This is a genomic window from Enterovibrio qingdaonensis (assembly GCF_028683135.1).
Classification (GTDB): Bacteria; Pseudomonadota; Gammaproteobacteria; order Enterobacterales; family Vibrionaceae; genus Enterovibrio; species Enterovibrio qingdaonensis.
In genome coordinates this window covers 260,187-273,859 of sequence record NZ_JAJUBB010000005.1, presented here as the reverse complement: position 1 = coordinate 273,859, position 13,673 = coordinate 260,187, and the positions used below count along the sequence as shown (strand labels likewise).

The window sequence follows — 13,673 nt, the reverse complement described above, 5'->3', positions numbered from 1 at the left end:
GATCCAGTATGCATTCAAACAGTTATTTGATCATCTCTGATAGATATATCTTCCCGCATGTTTGAAAAACCTTGTTACATTTATCACCCTATAGACATTGTGAGATAGAAATTTTCTTTACACTGGCGCACTGTTAGATAGGCAATTGCCTGTTTTCCATTCTCCATCTTTTCCCGATGAATTAGATCTGGCTAACCGGAGTGAATGTGAAAGGAATCACCGCATTATTGAGCGCGATGCTTGGGAGCTTGAAGGATTTACTCCCGATCATCCTTGTTATTGGATTTTTCCAAATCGTTGTCTTGCAGCAGCCGATGCCAGACAGCATATCTATTCTTGTCGGTCTCGTACTTGTAGTGATGGGGCTGACCTTCTTTGTATTTGGCTTGGAAATGGGCTTGTTCCCGATAGGGGAGTCCATGGCGCATGCGCTCGCAAGAAAAGGGAGCGTGTTTTGGCTGATGACGTTTGCCTTCTTGCTTGGGTTCGGTACCACCATTGCGGAGCCAGCTCTGACAGCCGTCGCGGCTGAGGCGGCAGAAGTTGCGGCTGAAGGCGGCATGATTGCGATGGAAGCTGCTGCACAGGAAACGTACGCCAATGGCTTGAGGGTGACTGTTGCCTTGTCGGTGGGGTTTGCCATCATGCTGGGTGTACTCCGGATCCTCAAAGGTTGGCCTATTCACCTGATTATTATTGGTGGATATCTGCTGGTGGTGTTAATGACCATGCTGGCACCGCGTTACATCATAGGTATCGCGTATGATTCGGGCGGTGTGACGACGTCAACCATAACTGTTCCGCTCGTAACGGCACTGGGTGTTGGGTTGGCCACCGTGATAAAAGGGCGAAATCCCATGGTTGACGGTTTTGGCTTGATCGCGTTTGCGTCGTTATCACCGATGATTTTCGTCATGGTCTATGGAATGGTGGTGGCATGATATTCAGTTCTCTCATCCCTACCTTTATCGACACACTTTTCTCGACCGTGCGCGATGTATTTCCCATCGTCTGCATCATATTTGGTTTTCAATTTGCAGTACTTCGCCAGCCCATTGCGAATGTAAGACGCATTGTCTTCGGGTTCGTATATGTGTTGATTGGGCTATCCCTGTTCTTGATGGGGTTGGAACTGGCCTTATTTCCCCTTGGTGAGTCGATGGCGGTGCAGCTTACTACACCCGAATTTCTCTTCGGTGAAGGGGAGACTATGCCGCTCGTGGTGGAGTGGCATCATTACTATTGGGTCTATGTATTTGCAGCCGCAATAGGGTTTAGTACAACAGTGGCGGAGCCGTCGCTGATCGCTGTTGCGATTAAAGCCTCGCAAGTATCAGGTGGGGCAATCAGTGTTAATGGCTTACGTTTTTCCGTCGCACTCGGTGTGGCGATGGGTATTTCTCTCGGTTGTTATCGCATCGTCGCAGGTGACCCCATCCACTATTACATCATCACCGGTTATGTCTTTGTGGTGATTCAGACCTACTTTGCACCCAAGTTTATTGTGCCTTTGGCATACGACTCGGGTGGCGTGACAACCTCAACCGTCACGGTTCCTTTAGTGACAGCTCTTGGCCTCGGTCTTGCATCGACAGTGCCAGGTAGAAGCCCTTTGATTGATGGCTTTGGCCTTATCGCCTTTGCCAGCCTGTTTCCCATGATCACGGTGATGGGATATGCCCAAATAACGCAGCGGTTGGCAAATCGCCAGCACGCACAAGAAGAATAGAGGTAGTTAAAATGCGATTTAAATTAATCGTTGCCTTCATAGAAGATTCTAAAACGGACGCTGTGCTTGATGCGGCAAGACAGGCTGGTGCAACGGGGGCCACGGTCATTAACAATGCCCGCGGGGAAGGGTTAACCAAGAAAAAGACCTTCTTTGGCCTGACATTGGACGTACAACGAGATGTCGTTTTGTTCCTAGTGGAAGAGCACTTAGCACGCGCTATTCTCGAAACCATCAATGTGGTGGGCGAATTTGACGCGTCATCAGGTAAGGGGATTGCAGTCCAACTTGATGTGGAAGACGCGGTGGGTGTTGCCCACCAAGTGCAGGAATTAAGCAGCAAAATTGAGGAGGAATTATGAAGCTAACCAAGCGCGTAAGCGACGTTATGAAAGATGACTTTGCTCTGATTGATGGATTAACCACGGTTGCGGAGGCCATTCGTATTGCGCGTGACCGTCAGATTAAAGCCTTGGTAATTAAAAAGCGCAATGACGACGACGAATATGGTTTTGTGCTAATGAACGACATTGCGAAAAAAGTGCTCTCGCAAAACCGTTCACCAGAGCGCGTTAATGTTTATGAAATAATGACAAAACCCGCACTGGGTGTACCACCGGATATGAACGTAAAATACTGTGCTCGACTGTTTGAACGGTTTGGTATCAGTCGCGCTCCCGTGATTGAAAACGGAGAAGTGCTGGGGGTTGTCAGCTACAACAGCATTGTTATGTATGGGATGCTGGCAGACTAACGGTCGTTGTGGCCAAGATCGCGTGCGGGATCGAAGATATCTCTGACGCGCTGCTTTAAGACCTTGGCTTCTGGGAATCCGCCGTCACGTTTGCGTTCCCAAATCACTTCGCCATTGCAGTGGATCTCAAAGCGTCCTCCGGTGTCTGGATGCAGCGTAAGGCTCGTTATTTCTTCACTGAAAGTAGAGAGTAATTCTTGCGCCATCCAGGTCGAGCGAAGCATCCAATTGCACTGACGACAGTAATAAATCTCGATGTTAACCATGATTCTTCCTTGTTAAAACACACCGACCAAGAGTTTGGCACCGACAATAAACGTCAGGATCTCAAAGGCAATTTTAATCATTTTATTGCTGTATTTATCGGCGAGGTAGGCACCAAGGTAGCCGCCTATCAACGAGCCGACCAGCAGGGCAGGGATCCACGGCCAGTATATTTCTGCTCCCGCATATGCCAATGTAGCGGCCCCCAATCCATTCCAGAAAAGTCCCACGCTGACCAGCGTCAATGCCACGGCTTGTTTGTAATCTAACCCGAACCACCGGACCAAAAACAGAGTAACGAATAGTCCTGTGCCTGCAGTGAGCGACCCATTGAGTATCCCAATCGCGCTAAGGCCAAGGCACCCGATAATCATACCGATTGTATCTCGATGCTTTGGGAATGCTTCCTGACCGAGTGATTTTCGCATTCGTGAGTAAATGCCAAGACCAATGATAAAAGCACCAAGCAAGGCTTCTGCGACAGGACCTGGAACAAACAAAATGAGATTAGCACCACCAACAACACCCGCCGCTCCCGCAAGGGTTACGTAGACCGTCAGTGCAGGGTCGAGATTACCGCTTCGCCAATGTTTGAGTGCAGCACCCAATCCGAGAGCAACAGAAGCCACTTTGTGCGTTGCCAGTGCGACTGAAAATGTCAGACCGAGAAAGAGGAGAAGGGGAAGCTGTAACAAGCCAGCACCACCGCCAGCGAGAGAAGCGAAAGTGTTTGCCAAAAGTGACCCAATAAACAGGCCTAGCGTTGAGAGAAAATCCATATTCGGTCTAAGAAAAATCTGAAGTGCAGTGTTGATAACACGATGACAAAAAGATGCCAAGAAAAAAGCCTGTGAGGACACAGGCTTTTAGATTCAGTGGTGATAATAAGAAATTACCAGCCTTTAACGATACCGCCGTCAAACACTTCTGATGCAGCGTTGTACACTTCGTCAGTTTGATATGCTTTCACGAACTGTTGCACGTTCTCAGCTTTCACGTTGTCAGTGCGCGCCACAATCAGGTTTACGTATGGTGATTCTTTATCTTCAACAAAGATGCCGTCTTTTTCTGGCGTCAGGTTGATAGAGCTCGCAAACGTGTTGTTGATGATAGCCAGCGTTACGTCATCCAGTGAGCGAGGTAGCTGAGCGGCTTCCAGTTCTACGATGTCCAAATTTTTCGGGTTGCTGGTGATATCCAGAACGGTCGCAGCCAGGCCTGCTGAATCTTTCACTTCAATCAAGCCTTGCTTCTCAAGCAGCAACAAAGAACGGCCAAGGTTGGTTGGATCGTTAGGTACCGCGATTTGCGCGCCGTCTTGGATTTGATCAACGGAGTTCACTTTGGTTGAGTAACCCGCGATTGGGTAAACCAGTGTGTTGCCTGCGATTTCAAACTTGTAACCACGGTCAGTGATCTGCTGATCCAGATACGGTTTGTGTTGGAATGCGTTTGCGTCAATAGAGCCTTCTTCCAACGCAGCATTTGGTGTTACATAGTCAGAGAACGTAACGAGTTCTACATCCAGACCGTATTTTTCTTTGGCAATTTTGGCGGCCACTTCAGCCACTTGCTCTTCTGCACCGGCAATAACACCAATTTTCACTTTGCTTAGATCAACCGTCTGTTCTTCTTTACCACAGCCAGTCAAAGCCAATACAGATGCCAAACCAACAACGGTTGCTATCTTCTTAAGTGTGAAATTCATAACGCATCTCCTTAAATTGAAAAATCCATGTTTTAATTTTTGTACTGTTATCTGTGGTCAACGCGCTTCACAAGGTAGTCGCCCGCAGATTGAATGAGTTGAACCAGTATCACCAGCATGACGATGGTGATCATCATGACGGTGCCATCGAAACGTTGGTAACCATAGCGAATACCGACATCTCCGAGGCCACCACCGCCAACAGCACCTGCCATTGCGGAATAACTCACTAGCGTAATCAGGGTGATAGTGACGCCGTTCAAAATACCCGGCAGTGCTTCAGGAAGCAGTACTTTGCGGATGATTTGCAGTGGCGTCGCGCCCATCGATTGCGCCGCTTCAACGAGGCCTGATGGCACTTCTAACAGCGCACCTTCAACCAGTCTCGCAATGAACGGGATTGCGCCAACCGTCAGTGGCACAATCGCAGCCGCTGTGCCAATTGAGCTGCCCACGACAAAACGGGTAAACGGGATAATGGCAACCAGCAAAATGATGAACGGGATTGAACGACCAATGTTCACCACTGTTCCCAATACTTTATTTAGTGCTTTGTTTTCAAGCAGGCCACGAGGCTTACTTAAATGAAGCAGCACGCCCAGTGGAATACCAAACAAGAAGCCAATTGCGCCTGAAACGAGCACCATGGTAAGGGTCTGGCCAAGGGCTTCGATAAGAAGATTTACCAGACGTTCGTTTTCAGCGAACCAGCCTGAAATGCTTGCGATATTAAGCGACATAGCCCAGCACCTCGATATTGATATTGTGTTCCTTCAAATACGCCAACGATTGATTCACATCGTTCTCTTCACCGAAAAACTCTGCCAACATCAGGCCGAATTTGACGCCGCCGGCGTAGTCCATGTCTGCACTTAAGATGCTGACATCAATATTGAATTTGCGCGAAATCTGGCTGACCAAAGGCGCATCCACACTTGCACCGGTAAACTCCAGACGTACCAAAGGTGGCAGTTTTCCTTGGCTGTCGCGTTGTAAACGCTCTGCGTATTCTTGCGGAATGGACAGATCCAACGTCGAGCGAATGAAAGTGCGCGCCAGTTCCGTTTTCGGGTGTGCAAAGATGTCGCCGACCGGGCCGTTTTCCAATAGCTCACCGCCACCGATGATGGCCACTTCGTGACAGATGCGTTTTACAACGTCCATCTCGTGGGTGATCAGCAAAATGGTGAGTCCCAGCTTTTGGTTGATGGTCTGCAAAAGGTTCAAAATAGAGTGTGTGGTGGCAGGGTCTAATGCGCTGGTGGCTTCGTCACACAGCAGTACTTTTGGGTCGCTTGCCAATGCACGTGCGATTGCGACGCGCTGCTTTTGACCACCACTTAGGTTTGACGGGTAACTCTGGTGCTTGTCGCTAAGGCCTACTAGTTCCAACAACTCTGAGACTTTGTCATCAATGTGCTGTTTGCTTTTACCTGCAAGTTCTAGAGGGAGTGCGACGTTGTCAAACACGGTGCGGGACGACAATAAGTTAAAGTGCTGGAAAATCATGCCGATCTTCTGACGTTCTTTTGTCAGTTCAGCATCAGACAGTGCAGTGAGTTCAATACCATCAACGGTGACGGTTCCACTGGTTGGGCGTTCAAGGAGGTTAACGATTCGGATCAGTGTGCTTTTGCCAGCTCCTGATGCGCCGATAACACCAAAAATCCTGCCCTGAGGAATGGAAAGGTTAATGTCACGCAGGGCATGGATAATCTGCGTACCCTGTTTGAACTCCTTATTAACCTGTTTTATTTCGATCATACGCCTTCCTGGACAAAATCGTGTTAAACAAACGTTAAAATATAGTGATTTTCTTTGGTTTTATTTTGTATCTTGGTATTTGATGCTATTTATTGTTGTGACCTGTGTCAATAGATATTTTTACGGCTAGACGTCTATACGTATATTTATTGGTGTGAAATAACGGAGGGCCGTAAACGACAAGGGAAGGAGAGCAAATTGAAACGCTTGTGCCGATATAGATACAAATACCTAATCCTTTCGACTATGTAACCTGTTTTCTCTCTCACTTTGCATCGGTTGCTGTTTTTTTGTACTCACGCACGATGGCGCTCCCCACATAGACTACGTTTTCTGTTTGCTTTGGCGGTCAGAGAGTCGATGTGAGCCGATCATTTAAGCGAATGATGTTGATAGCAAGTGCCTTAAGTTGGGGGCTTGTATCGCTAATGCCGGTGATAAATGCACATGGAAGCAATGCAGGCGTCTGGGAGCGACTCTGTACCGTCAACGGGTTTAAATTGGTGCAACTAGAAGGAGAGGATGACGCCTCCCATGATGGTAAGCACCATGGCAAACCGTGCCCCTTTAGCCACTTCTCATAGTGTCACCAACTGGCACTTTCAACGACAGAAAGCCACACATTCATCAAATTTGCGGGTGATCCCGCTTACGAACAATTTGTTAAACGTGAAAAGTTTGCGTCCCCTCGCGTTCGCGCCCCGCCTTTCATCATGCGTTCTCGTTAACTTTCTAAGAATCTATAAGGCCAATGCATTTTTCGTTTAGTGACTAAAAATGCACTGCGAATACCATGAGTGGAGACATCTCGAACCCTACTCAAGACAGAACGATGCATGTTGATCAGTACAGTGGTGACGAGCTCGCGGACATAGGGTTTGCTGACTACAACCTGCTGGCGAAATCCATGGCGGCAGGCATCGCGCTACACAAAGGGGGAGTCAGTGTGGTGAACAAAATCCTCAACGTTGTTTTTTGCGTCGTGTTTATGGTGATTTCATTTATAGGTGGAATCATGTGGTGGAAACGCCGCCCTAGAGGCGCGGGGCGTTTGGCAGCACCACCCAGTCCGGAAGGAAGTGGATTCTGGGTCGTCGGGTTTATCACGCTGGCGACGATTTGTGTGCTATTTCCTTTAGCTGGTGCATCCGTGATCGCGATTGTGGGTATTGATTGGTTGGTGTTCAGAAAAGTTCCTGCCATTAAACAAGTGATTAACTAGCACGTAAAAAGCCCCTTGTTGGGGCTTTTCTTTTCCCCTTTTGGAGTGAGGAAATGGTTGGCAGGTAATGAGGTAGCACGGTGTTCTCAAGCCACAGAGGGTCATATCTATCAGGTGTTTAAAGAATGTCCGCTTATTGTTTGACCAACTTCAAACAACCCAGCGAACTCACTACTGGCAGTCGGTCAAAATGAGTAAAGTATTTTAAACATCTCATTAACTGAATTTATTAATGAGAATAACAAGGCGAACTAACGCAGTACCTGATTTTATCGTCACAACATTTTGTGCTGCTGTCATATTGGCCGAATCCAAGCAAGGAGACCGAACTCATGTTTAAACGTCGTTCATTTCTCGCCGCTACAACAGTTGCACTGGGTGTGCTGTTATCAGGCTGTGGGGAGCAAAAGCAAGAAGCCGCTGCTGAAGCTAAGCCAGCAGAGCAAGAAAAAATTGAATGGAAAATGGTAACGACCTGGCCGAAAAACTTCCCCGGTTTAGGTACAGGTGCGAACAATCTTGCAGAACTAATCACTGAGATGAGTGATGGACGACTAGACGTAAAAGTCTATGGTGCAGGCGAGTTGGTTGGGGCGTTAGATGTATTTGATGCGGTTTCTCGTGGTACGGCAGAGATGGGACACGGTGCGGGTTACTACTGGAAAGGTAAGGCACCAGCAGGTCAGTTTTTTGCTGCGGTTCCGTTTGGTTTGACTGCTCAGGAAATGAATGGGTGGATCTACAACGGTGGTGGCTTGGAGCTTTGGGCTGAAGCCTATGAGCCCTTTGGTGTCATCCCAATGCCTGCAGGTAATACGGGCGTGCAGATGGGCGGTTGGTTCAATAAAGAAATCAATACGATTCAAGACTTGGAAGGCCTGAAAATGCGTATTCCAGGTTTGGGTGGCGAAGTACTGAAACGCGCAGGTGGTACGCCAGTATTGTTGCCAGGTGGCGAAATTTTCCCATCGTTACAATCCGGTGCTATTGATGCAACGGAGTGGGTAGGTCCATACAACGACTTGGCGTTTGGTCTGCATAAAGCCGCTAAATACTACTACTACCCAGGTTGGCATGAGCCAGGCACGACACTGGAAGCTCTGATCAATAAAGACGCTTTCAACAAACTGCCAAAAGACCTGCAAGCAATTGTTCTCGCGGCAACACGCGTGGCCAATGCTGATATGCTGGCCGAGTACACGGCGCGCAACAATGCGGCATTGGAAAGCTTGATCAACGAGCACAATATTCAAATGCGCCCCTATCCTAAACAAGTGCTGACAGAGCTTCAGACATTGGCGGACCAAGTGGTTGCAGAACAAGCGGAAGTGGATGCGATCAGTAAGAAAGTGTACGACTCTTACAAATCGTTCCGCGATCAAGCCGTTGATTGGCATGCCATTTCCGAGCAAGCGATGCTGAACGCGCGTAATCCTCAGTAATTGTTTTTCCGGGGGTTAAGCATCTGCTTACCCCCGTTTTCTTATCCCTTTTCGCCCAACGCAGTTAGAGCAGCAGTATGGATACCGCATCTCCTTTTCTTATCGCCCTGATTCGAGGCATAAATCGATTCACTGACTGGACGGGACGTTTTGTTTCTTGGTTCGTGTTGGCTATCGTCATCATCACCTTTGTCGTGGTGGTGATGAGGTATGTGTTCAACACGGGCTCCGTCTTCATGCAAGAGTCTATTCTTTATTTTCACAATTACGTCATCATGCTTGGTGCGGGATACGCCTTATTAAAAGGTGCGCATGTACGTGTCGATATTTTTTACCGTCCTGCATCTGACAAAAAGAAAGCTTGGGTCGATTTAATTGGCTTCGTTTTTCTTCTGGTACCAACTTGTGCCTTCATTTTTTACATTGCTTGGGATTATGTCTCGGCGTCATGGTCAATCATGGAAGGGTCGCAAGAAGCGGGCGGTGTGGATGCCCGATATATTTTTAAAACCAGCATTCTGTTGATGCCTACCTTGGTGCTCCTGCAAGGCTTTGCTGAAGTACTGAAATCGATACTGACGCTGACAGGCCATCAAGAGTTGGCGAAGCAGCTTGAAGATCATGATGAGGAGCACGCACTATGACCGAGTTCCTCGCACTCTTTTTATTCCTGTTCACCTTTGGTGTTTTGCTGATGGGCTATCCCGTAGCCTTTTCGTTGGGTGGCTCAGCATTACTGTTTGCGTTTATTGGCTCTGCAACGGGCAGTTTCGATCCCGCGTTTCTTGAAGCGATTCCCAATCGAATTTCTGGCACGCTTTCAAATGAGCTGTTAGTGGCGATTCCCTTGTTTGTTTTTATGGGAGTGATGCTGGAAAAATCGCGAATAGCGGAAGACTTGCTGGATACCATGGGCCAAGTGTTTGGCGGCTTGGCTGGCGGTCTTGGTATTTCCGTGACAATCGTAGGCATGCTGTTGGCAGCGAGTACCGGTATTGTCGGCGCGACAGTTGTGACCATGGGGTTGCTATCGTTGCCATCTATGATGAAGCGAGGGTATTGCCCGCGTATTGCGACGGGCACCATTTGTGCGTCAGGTACTTTGGGACAAATAATCCCGCCGTCGATCGTCTTGGTTTTGTTGGGTGACGTTATTTCAGCCGCCTATCAGCAAGCGCAACTCGATCAGGGGATCTACTCGCCTGATAGCGTTACCGTGGGTGACTTGTTTCTGGGTGCGCTGATCCCCGGCTTTGTGCTGGTGGGCATGTATATCGTATACATTATTGGCGTGTCTTTGCTTCAGCCTCATCGTGTACCGCCTATTCCCGCAGATGAACGCAAGGTGAGTAAAGAGCTGCTCTTGCAGGTGGTGACCGTATTGGTTCCGCCAGTGCTGCTTATTGTGTTGGTATTGGGGTCCATTTTGGCTGGCGTTGCGACACCCACCGAAGCGGCATCCGTGGGCTCTGTTGGGGCGATTGTTCTGGCGGTGAGCAAGCGTATGTTTAGCTTGCCGATGTTAAAGCAGGTCTTGCGGACAACCACTGAAGTTACCGCCATGGTCTTTATGATCCTGATTGGAGCCTCACTCTTTGCTTTGGTGTTCCGAGGATTTGGTGGTGATGATATCGTCAGGGAGTTTCTGACTAGCCTACCGGGTGGCGTTTTCGGCGCGATGTTGTTGGTGATGCTGGTGTTGTTCCTCCTTGGTTTCTTCCTCGACTTCATCGAAATTACGTTCGTGGTGATCCCGATTGTTGCGCCAATTTTGCTGACGATGGGTGTTGACCCTGTCTGGTTAGGGATCATGATAGCCCTCAACCTTCAAACGTCATTCCTTACTCCACCATTTGGCTTTTCGTTGTTTTACTTGCGGGGTGTCGCACCTGATTCCATCTCAACGATGAGCATTTATCGTGGTGTCATGCCGTTCATTGCTATCCAGTTATTGGTGTTGGCTCTGTTAGCCTATTGGCCAGGAATGGCAACGTGGCTACCTGATATGGTTTACGGTTAAAACCAATCGAAGGCCCCCAAAAACTGGGGGCTTTTTTTTGCCTATTTTATTACTTGACGAAAGTCGGGACTCAGCATCTACTAGGCCACTTTTTGTTTGCTTCAGTCCGGAGTTTAAGTGGTATCCGCTGTTGATATCGCCATGTTGGCGGTGTTTATTCCAACTTTCTTTTTCGTTTCAATCACCCCTGGGATGTGTATGACGCTTGCCATGACGTTAGGCATGAGTATTGGCGTTCGACGCAGCCTTTATATGATGTGGGGTGAATTGGCGGGTGTTGGTTTGGTTGCGTTTTCGTCTGTTATTGGCGTGGCAGCAATCATGCTGAACTATCCAAATGTATTTACGGCACTAAAGACCCTTGGTGGCCTGTATCTGGTGTTTATTGGCGCACAGATGTGGTTATCCAAAGGTAAGATGGCGATCTCAGATGATCCCAATGCTGGAACGAGCACCTCGGCAATGACGTTAACCATGCAGGGCTTTTTCACTGCAGTGTCGAACCCGAAAAGCTGGGCGTTCAATATTTCTTTATTGCCACCATTTATCAACCCAGCGCAATCACTGGCACCGCAATTGTCTGTGCTGATCAGCATCATCCTGATCACTGAATTTGCTTGTCTGTTGTTGTACGCAAGTGGCGGAAGAACACTGCGTCATCTTCTGCAGAAAAACGGCAACGTTCAGTTGATGAATCGTATTGCTGGCTCGCTGATGGTCGGTGTCGGCGTGTGGTTAGCTCTAGGCTGATCTCACGTTTAATCTCTCGCGAGGAAGACGAGCAGACCTTCTTCGTCGAATACCAACAGGGGAACACAATGTGTTCCCCTGTTACCATCTAAACGGTGTTTTCCCTACGAACTTTCGTTAAACGCCCTCACGTCATCAAACCACTTTGCATCACGTAACCACCTTATTTGCTTAAAGACTTTGTGTCTCAGCAATACTGCTTGACGCCGATCGAGACTCGGTTTCTACTGATCTTCTTTTTGCTCAATTTTGCCGGAGATTTTGTGGCATCTGCAGTTGATATTGCGCTGTTAGCAGTGTTTGTTCCAACCTTCTTTTTCGTCTCGGTGACGCCGGGAATGTGTATGACGTTAGCCATGACGTTGGGTATGAGTATTGGTGTTCGACGTAGCTTACACATGATGTGGGGAGAGTTGATTGGTGTTGGTTTGGTCGCGCTCGCATCTGTTGTAGGGGTGGCGGCGATTATGCTGAACTACCCAGAGCTTTTCATCTTCCTAAAATATGCAGGTGGGGCTTACCTTTTCTATATTGGCGTGCAAATGTGGTTGTCCAAAGGAAAGATGGCGATTCCGGAGGATTTCACAGCAAGTCCCAAAACATCTGCACTGACTCTGGCGACGCAAGGCTTTGTCACCGCGATTGCAAACCCGAAAGGGTGGGCATTTATGATTTCACTGCTACCGCCGTTTATTAATTCGCAGTTGCCTGTGGTGCCTCAACTTTCCGTGCTGATTGGCATCATCCTGTTTACTGAATTTGGCTGTTTGCTGATGTATGCAAGCGGTGGTCGCACCTTGCGCCACTTCTTGCAAAAAAGCGGCAACGTGAGGTTGATGAACCGAATAGCCGGTACACTGATGATGGGTGTTGGCGTGTGGTTGGCACTGGGATAAGACTCAGTCTTTGTATGTTTCAGAAATCCGTATAAATTCGTCTTTTAGATCAAACATCGTGTCTACAAGCAGAGGGTCGAAGTGCGATCCTCTGCCTTCCCGAATAATCTCAAACGCTTCATCGTTGGTCATGGCCGCCTTGTAAACTCGCTTACTGACCAATGCATCAAATACATCAGCGACAGCCATCAAGCGCGCGCTGAGCGGAATATCTTCGCCAGCGAGTCCTTGCGGATAACCTGAGCCGTCCCACTTCTCGTGGTGACCGTAGGCAATTTCTTTTGCTGCGCTCAAGAAGGGATAGTGCGCGCCCACCTCGTCTTCTGCTTTCACAATCGCATCGTAGCCCAGCTTGGCGTGGGTCTTCATGATGTCGAATTCTTCCCCGGTTAACTTGCCCGGTTTCAGAAGTACCGCATCGGGTATACCGACTTTGCCAATATCGTGCAGTGGTGCAGTTTTGAACACCATAGTAATGAACTCGGGTGTCACAATGTCGGGGTGTTTGCCTTTCAGGTAAAGCTGGTCTGCCAGCAGTTTCACGTAGTACTGAGTTCGAACGATATGGTTACCGGTTTCTTGATCTCGCGTTTCGGCAAGGCTTGCGAGGGCGTTGATCGTCACATCTTGAATAACGCTAAGTTCTTTGACACGTCGCTGCACCTCTGATTCCAAAAACTCGTTCTGGTCCGCCAGAAAGTCCTTCGACGCTTTGTTCTCTAGGTGAATCTTGATGCGCGCCATTGTGATTGGCGGGCTGAGGGGCTTTTTGATGTAGTCGGCAGCACCCACAGAAAAACCAAATTCCTGATCTTCCACTTTAGATTTGGACGTAAGGAAAATAACAGGGATCTCGCAGCAGGTTTTTTTCGCTTTTATCTGGCGGCATACTTCGTAGCCGTCCATGCCGGGCATGACGACATCGAGCAGTATAAGGTCGATGGAGAACTTTTCTACAATCGCCAGCGCAGTTTGTCCGTTGGTCGCCGCCTTAACCTCGTACTTTTCCTTCAGCATCTCACTGACGAAAACAAGGTTTTCTGGTGTGTCGTCTACCACCAGTATGGTTGCGCGCTTTTTTGGACTGTATACGGGTGACAACATCCAAGGGGTCCTGATTCACT

General features: G+C 48.5%; 16 protein-coding genes and 1 pseudogene. 11 read left to right on the top strand and 6 right to left on the bottom strand.

Going from position 1 to position 13,673, the window contains the following annotated elements; genetic code table 11:
* The first annotated feature begins 236 nt into the window (after positions 1-236).
* The 4 genes from LRP49_RS09635 to LRP49_RS09620 are packed head-to-tail and all read left to right on the top strand — an operon-like array spanning position 237 to position 2,483.
* Positions 237-941, top strand: coding sequence for a DUF1538 family protein (locus LRP49_RS09635; protein ID WP_420791536.1), 705 nt, complete (start codon positions 237-239; stop codon positions 939-941).
* Positions 938-1,729: a DUF1538 domain-containing protein gene (locus tag LRP49_RS09630; protein WP_274141901.1), complete on the top strand. Its 792-nt coding sequence runs from the start codon at positions 938-940 to the stop codon at positions 1,727-1,729. The genes LRP49_RS09635 and LRP49_RS09630 overlap by 4 nt, the downstream gene beginning before the upstream one ends.
* 11 nt (positions 1,730-1,740) lie before the next feature.
* Positions 1,741-2,091 carry a P-II family nitrogen regulator gene (locus LRP49_RS09625; protein ID WP_274141900.1) on the top strand — a complete coding sequence of 117 codons (351 nt, stop codon included), beginning with the start codon at positions 1,741-1,743 and terminating at the stop codon, positions 2,089-2,091.
* On the top strand, positions 2,088-2,483 hold the full coding sequence (locus tag LRP49_RS09620; protein WP_274141898.1) for a CBS domain-containing protein: 396 nt from the start codon (positions 2,088-2,090) through the stop codon (positions 2,481-2,483). The genes LRP49_RS09625 and LRP49_RS09620 overlap by 4 nt, the downstream gene beginning before the upstream one ends.
* On the opposite strand, the gene LRP49_RS09615 is transcribed toward LRP49_RS09620, so the two are convergent.
* From LRP49_RS09615 to metN, 5 genes are all read right to left on the bottom strand, one after another.
* Positions 2,480-2,749: an Rdx family protein gene (locus LRP49_RS09615; protein WP_274141897.1), complete on the bottom strand. Its 270-nt coding sequence runs from the start codon at positions 2,747-2,749 to the stop codon at positions 2,480-2,482. The two genes, LRP49_RS09620 and LRP49_RS09615, sit on opposite strands and share 4 nt — an antisense overlap.
* Before the next feature lie 12 nt (positions 2,750-2,761).
* Positions 2,762-3,526, bottom strand: coding sequence for a sulfite exporter TauE/SafE family protein (locus LRP49_RS09610; RefSeq protein ID WP_274141896.1), 765 nt, complete (start codon positions 3,524-3,526; stop codon positions 2,762-2,764).
* 113 nt (positions 3,527-3,639) lie between these two features.
* Entirely contained in the window at positions 3,640-4,455 is an 816-nt protein-coding gene (locus LRP49_RS09605) for a MetQ/NlpA family lipoprotein (RefSeq protein WP_274141894.1), read from the bottom strand.
* A 47-nt stretch (positions 4,456-4,502) separates the two neighbouring features.
* Positions 4,503-5,195 (bottom strand): methionine ABC transporter permease, encoded by a 693-nt coding sequence (locus tag LRP49_RS09600; RefSeq protein WP_078751228.1) that lies wholly within the window; start codon positions 5,193-5,195, stop codon positions 4,503-4,505.
* Complete coding sequence (gene metN / locus LRP49_RS09595) at positions 5,185-6,219, bottom strand: methionine ABC transporter ATP-binding protein MetN (RefSeq protein ID WP_274141893.1); 1,035 nt, start codon at positions 6,217-6,219, stop codon at positions 5,185-5,187. The genes LRP49_RS09600 and metN overlap by 11 nt, the downstream gene beginning before the upstream one ends.
* A 383-nt stretch (positions 6,220-6,602) precedes the next feature.
* Here metN and LRP49_RS25325 point away from each other — a divergent pair.
* The 7 genes and pseudogenes from LRP49_RS25325 to LRP49_RS09560 all read left to right on the top strand — a co-directional run bounded on the left by LRP49_RS25325 (position 6,603) and on the right by LRP49_RS09560 (position 12,549).
* A pseudogene (locus LRP49_RS25325) lies at positions 6,603-6,947 on the top strand (hypothetical protein).
* Between the two features lie 65 nt (positions 6,948-7,012).
* On the top strand, positions 7,013-7,441 hold the full coding sequence (locus LRP49_RS09585) for a PepSY domain-containing protein (protein WP_274141891.1): 429 nt from the start codon (positions 7,013-7,015) through the stop codon (positions 7,439-7,441).
* Between the two features lie 332 nt (positions 7,442-7,773).
* Positions 7,774-8,883, top strand: a complete 1,110-nt coding sequence (locus tag LRP49_RS09580) for a TRAP transporter substrate-binding protein (RefSeq protein ID WP_274141889.1) — start codon at positions 7,774-7,776, stop codon at positions 8,881-8,883.
* Between the two features lie 77 nt (positions 8,884-8,960).
* Positions 8,961-9,527: a TRAP transporter small permease subunit gene (locus LRP49_RS09575; protein WP_274141887.1), complete on the top strand. Its 567-nt coding sequence runs from the start codon at positions 8,961-8,963 to the stop codon at positions 9,525-9,527.
* Positions 9,524-10,903: a TRAP transporter large permease gene (locus tag LRP49_RS09570; RefSeq protein WP_274141885.1), complete on the top strand. Its 1,380-nt coding sequence runs from the start codon at positions 9,524-9,526 to the stop codon at positions 10,901-10,903. Before LRP49_RS09575 ends, LRP49_RS09570 begins: the two co-directional genes overlap by 4 nt.
* A 141-nt stretch (positions 10,904-11,044) precedes the next feature.
* Complete coding sequence (locus tag LRP49_RS09565; RefSeq protein ID WP_274141944.1) at positions 11,045-11,653, top strand: LysE family translocator; 609 nt, start codon at positions 11,045-11,047, stop codon at positions 11,651-11,653.
* A 263-nt stretch (positions 11,654-11,916) separates the two neighbouring features.
* On the top strand, positions 11,917-12,549 hold the full coding sequence (locus LRP49_RS09560; RefSeq protein WP_274141883.1) for a LysE family translocator: 633 nt from the start codon (positions 11,917-11,919) through the stop codon (positions 12,547-12,549).
* 3 nt (positions 12,550-12,552) lie between these two features.
* Here the strand turns inward: LRP49_RS09560 and LRP49_RS09555 are convergent, their stop codons facing one another.
* Positions 12,553-13,653, bottom strand: a complete 1,101-nt coding sequence (locus tag LRP49_RS09555) for a response regulator (RefSeq protein WP_274141880.1) — start codon at positions 13,651-13,653, stop codon at positions 12,553-12,555.
* Positions 13,654-13,673: the final 20 nt, after the last annotated feature.

Bases quoted from the DNA above. Each gene is read 5' to 3' on its own strand.
- LRP49_RS09615 (WP_274141897.1), bottom strand. From the start codon at position 2,749: ATGGTTAACATCGAGATTTATTACTGTCGTCAGTGCAATTGGATGCTT.
- LRP49_RS09635 (WP_420791536.1), top strand. From the start codon at position 237: ATGCTTGGGAGCTTGAAGGATTTACTCCCGATCATCCTTGTTATTGGA.
- LRP49_RS09580 (WP_274141889.1), top strand. From the start codon at position 7,774: ATGTTTAAACGTCGTTCATTTCTCGCCGCTACAACAGTTGCACTGGGT.
- LRP49_RS09630 (WP_274141901.1), top strand. From the start codon at position 938: ATGATATTCAGTTCTCTCATCCCTACCTTTATCGACACACTTTTCTCG.
- LRP49_RS09575 (WP_274141887.1), top strand. From the start codon at position 8,961: ATGGATACCGCATCTCCTTTTCTTATCGCCCTGATTCGAGGCATAAAT.
- LRP49_RS09570 (WP_274141885.1), top strand. From the start codon at position 9,524: ATGACCGAGTTCCTCGCACTCTTTTTATTCCTGTTCACCTTTGGTGTT.
- LRP49_RS09605 (WP_274141894.1), bottom strand. From the start codon at position 4,455: ATGAATTTCACACTTAAGAAGATAGCAACCGTTGTTGGTTTGGCATCT.
- LRP49_RS09565 (WP_274141944.1), top strand. From the start codon at position 11,045: ATGTTGGCGGTGTTTATTCCAACTTTCTTTTTCGTTTCAATCACCCCT.
- LRP49_RS09625 (WP_274141900.1), top strand. From the start codon at position 1,741: ATGCGATTTAAATTAATCGTTGCCTTCATAGAAGATTCTAAAACGGAC.
- LRP49_RS09620 (WP_274141898.1), top strand. From the start codon at position 2,088: ATGAAGCTAACCAAGCGCGTAAGCGACGTTATGAAAGATGACTTTGCT.
- LRP49_RS09600 (WP_078751228.1), bottom strand. From the start codon at position 5,195: ATGTCGCTTAATATCGCAAGCATTTCAGGCTGGTTCGCTGAAAACGAA.
- LRP49_RS09555 (WP_274141880.1), bottom strand. From the start codon at position 13,653: ATGTTGTCACCCGTATACAGTCCAAAAAAGCGCGCAACCATACTGGTG.
- metN (WP_274141893.1), bottom strand. From the start codon at position 6,219: ATGATCGAAATAAAACAGGTTAATAAGGAGTTCAAACAGGGTACGCAG.
- LRP49_RS09610 (WP_274141896.1), bottom strand. From the start codon at position 3,526: ATGGATTTTCTCTCAACGCTAGGCCTGTTTATTGGGTCACTTTTGGCA.
- LRP49_RS09585 (WP_274141891.1), top strand. From the start codon at position 7,013: ATGAGTGGAGACATCTCGAACCCTACTCAAGACAGAACGATGCATGTT.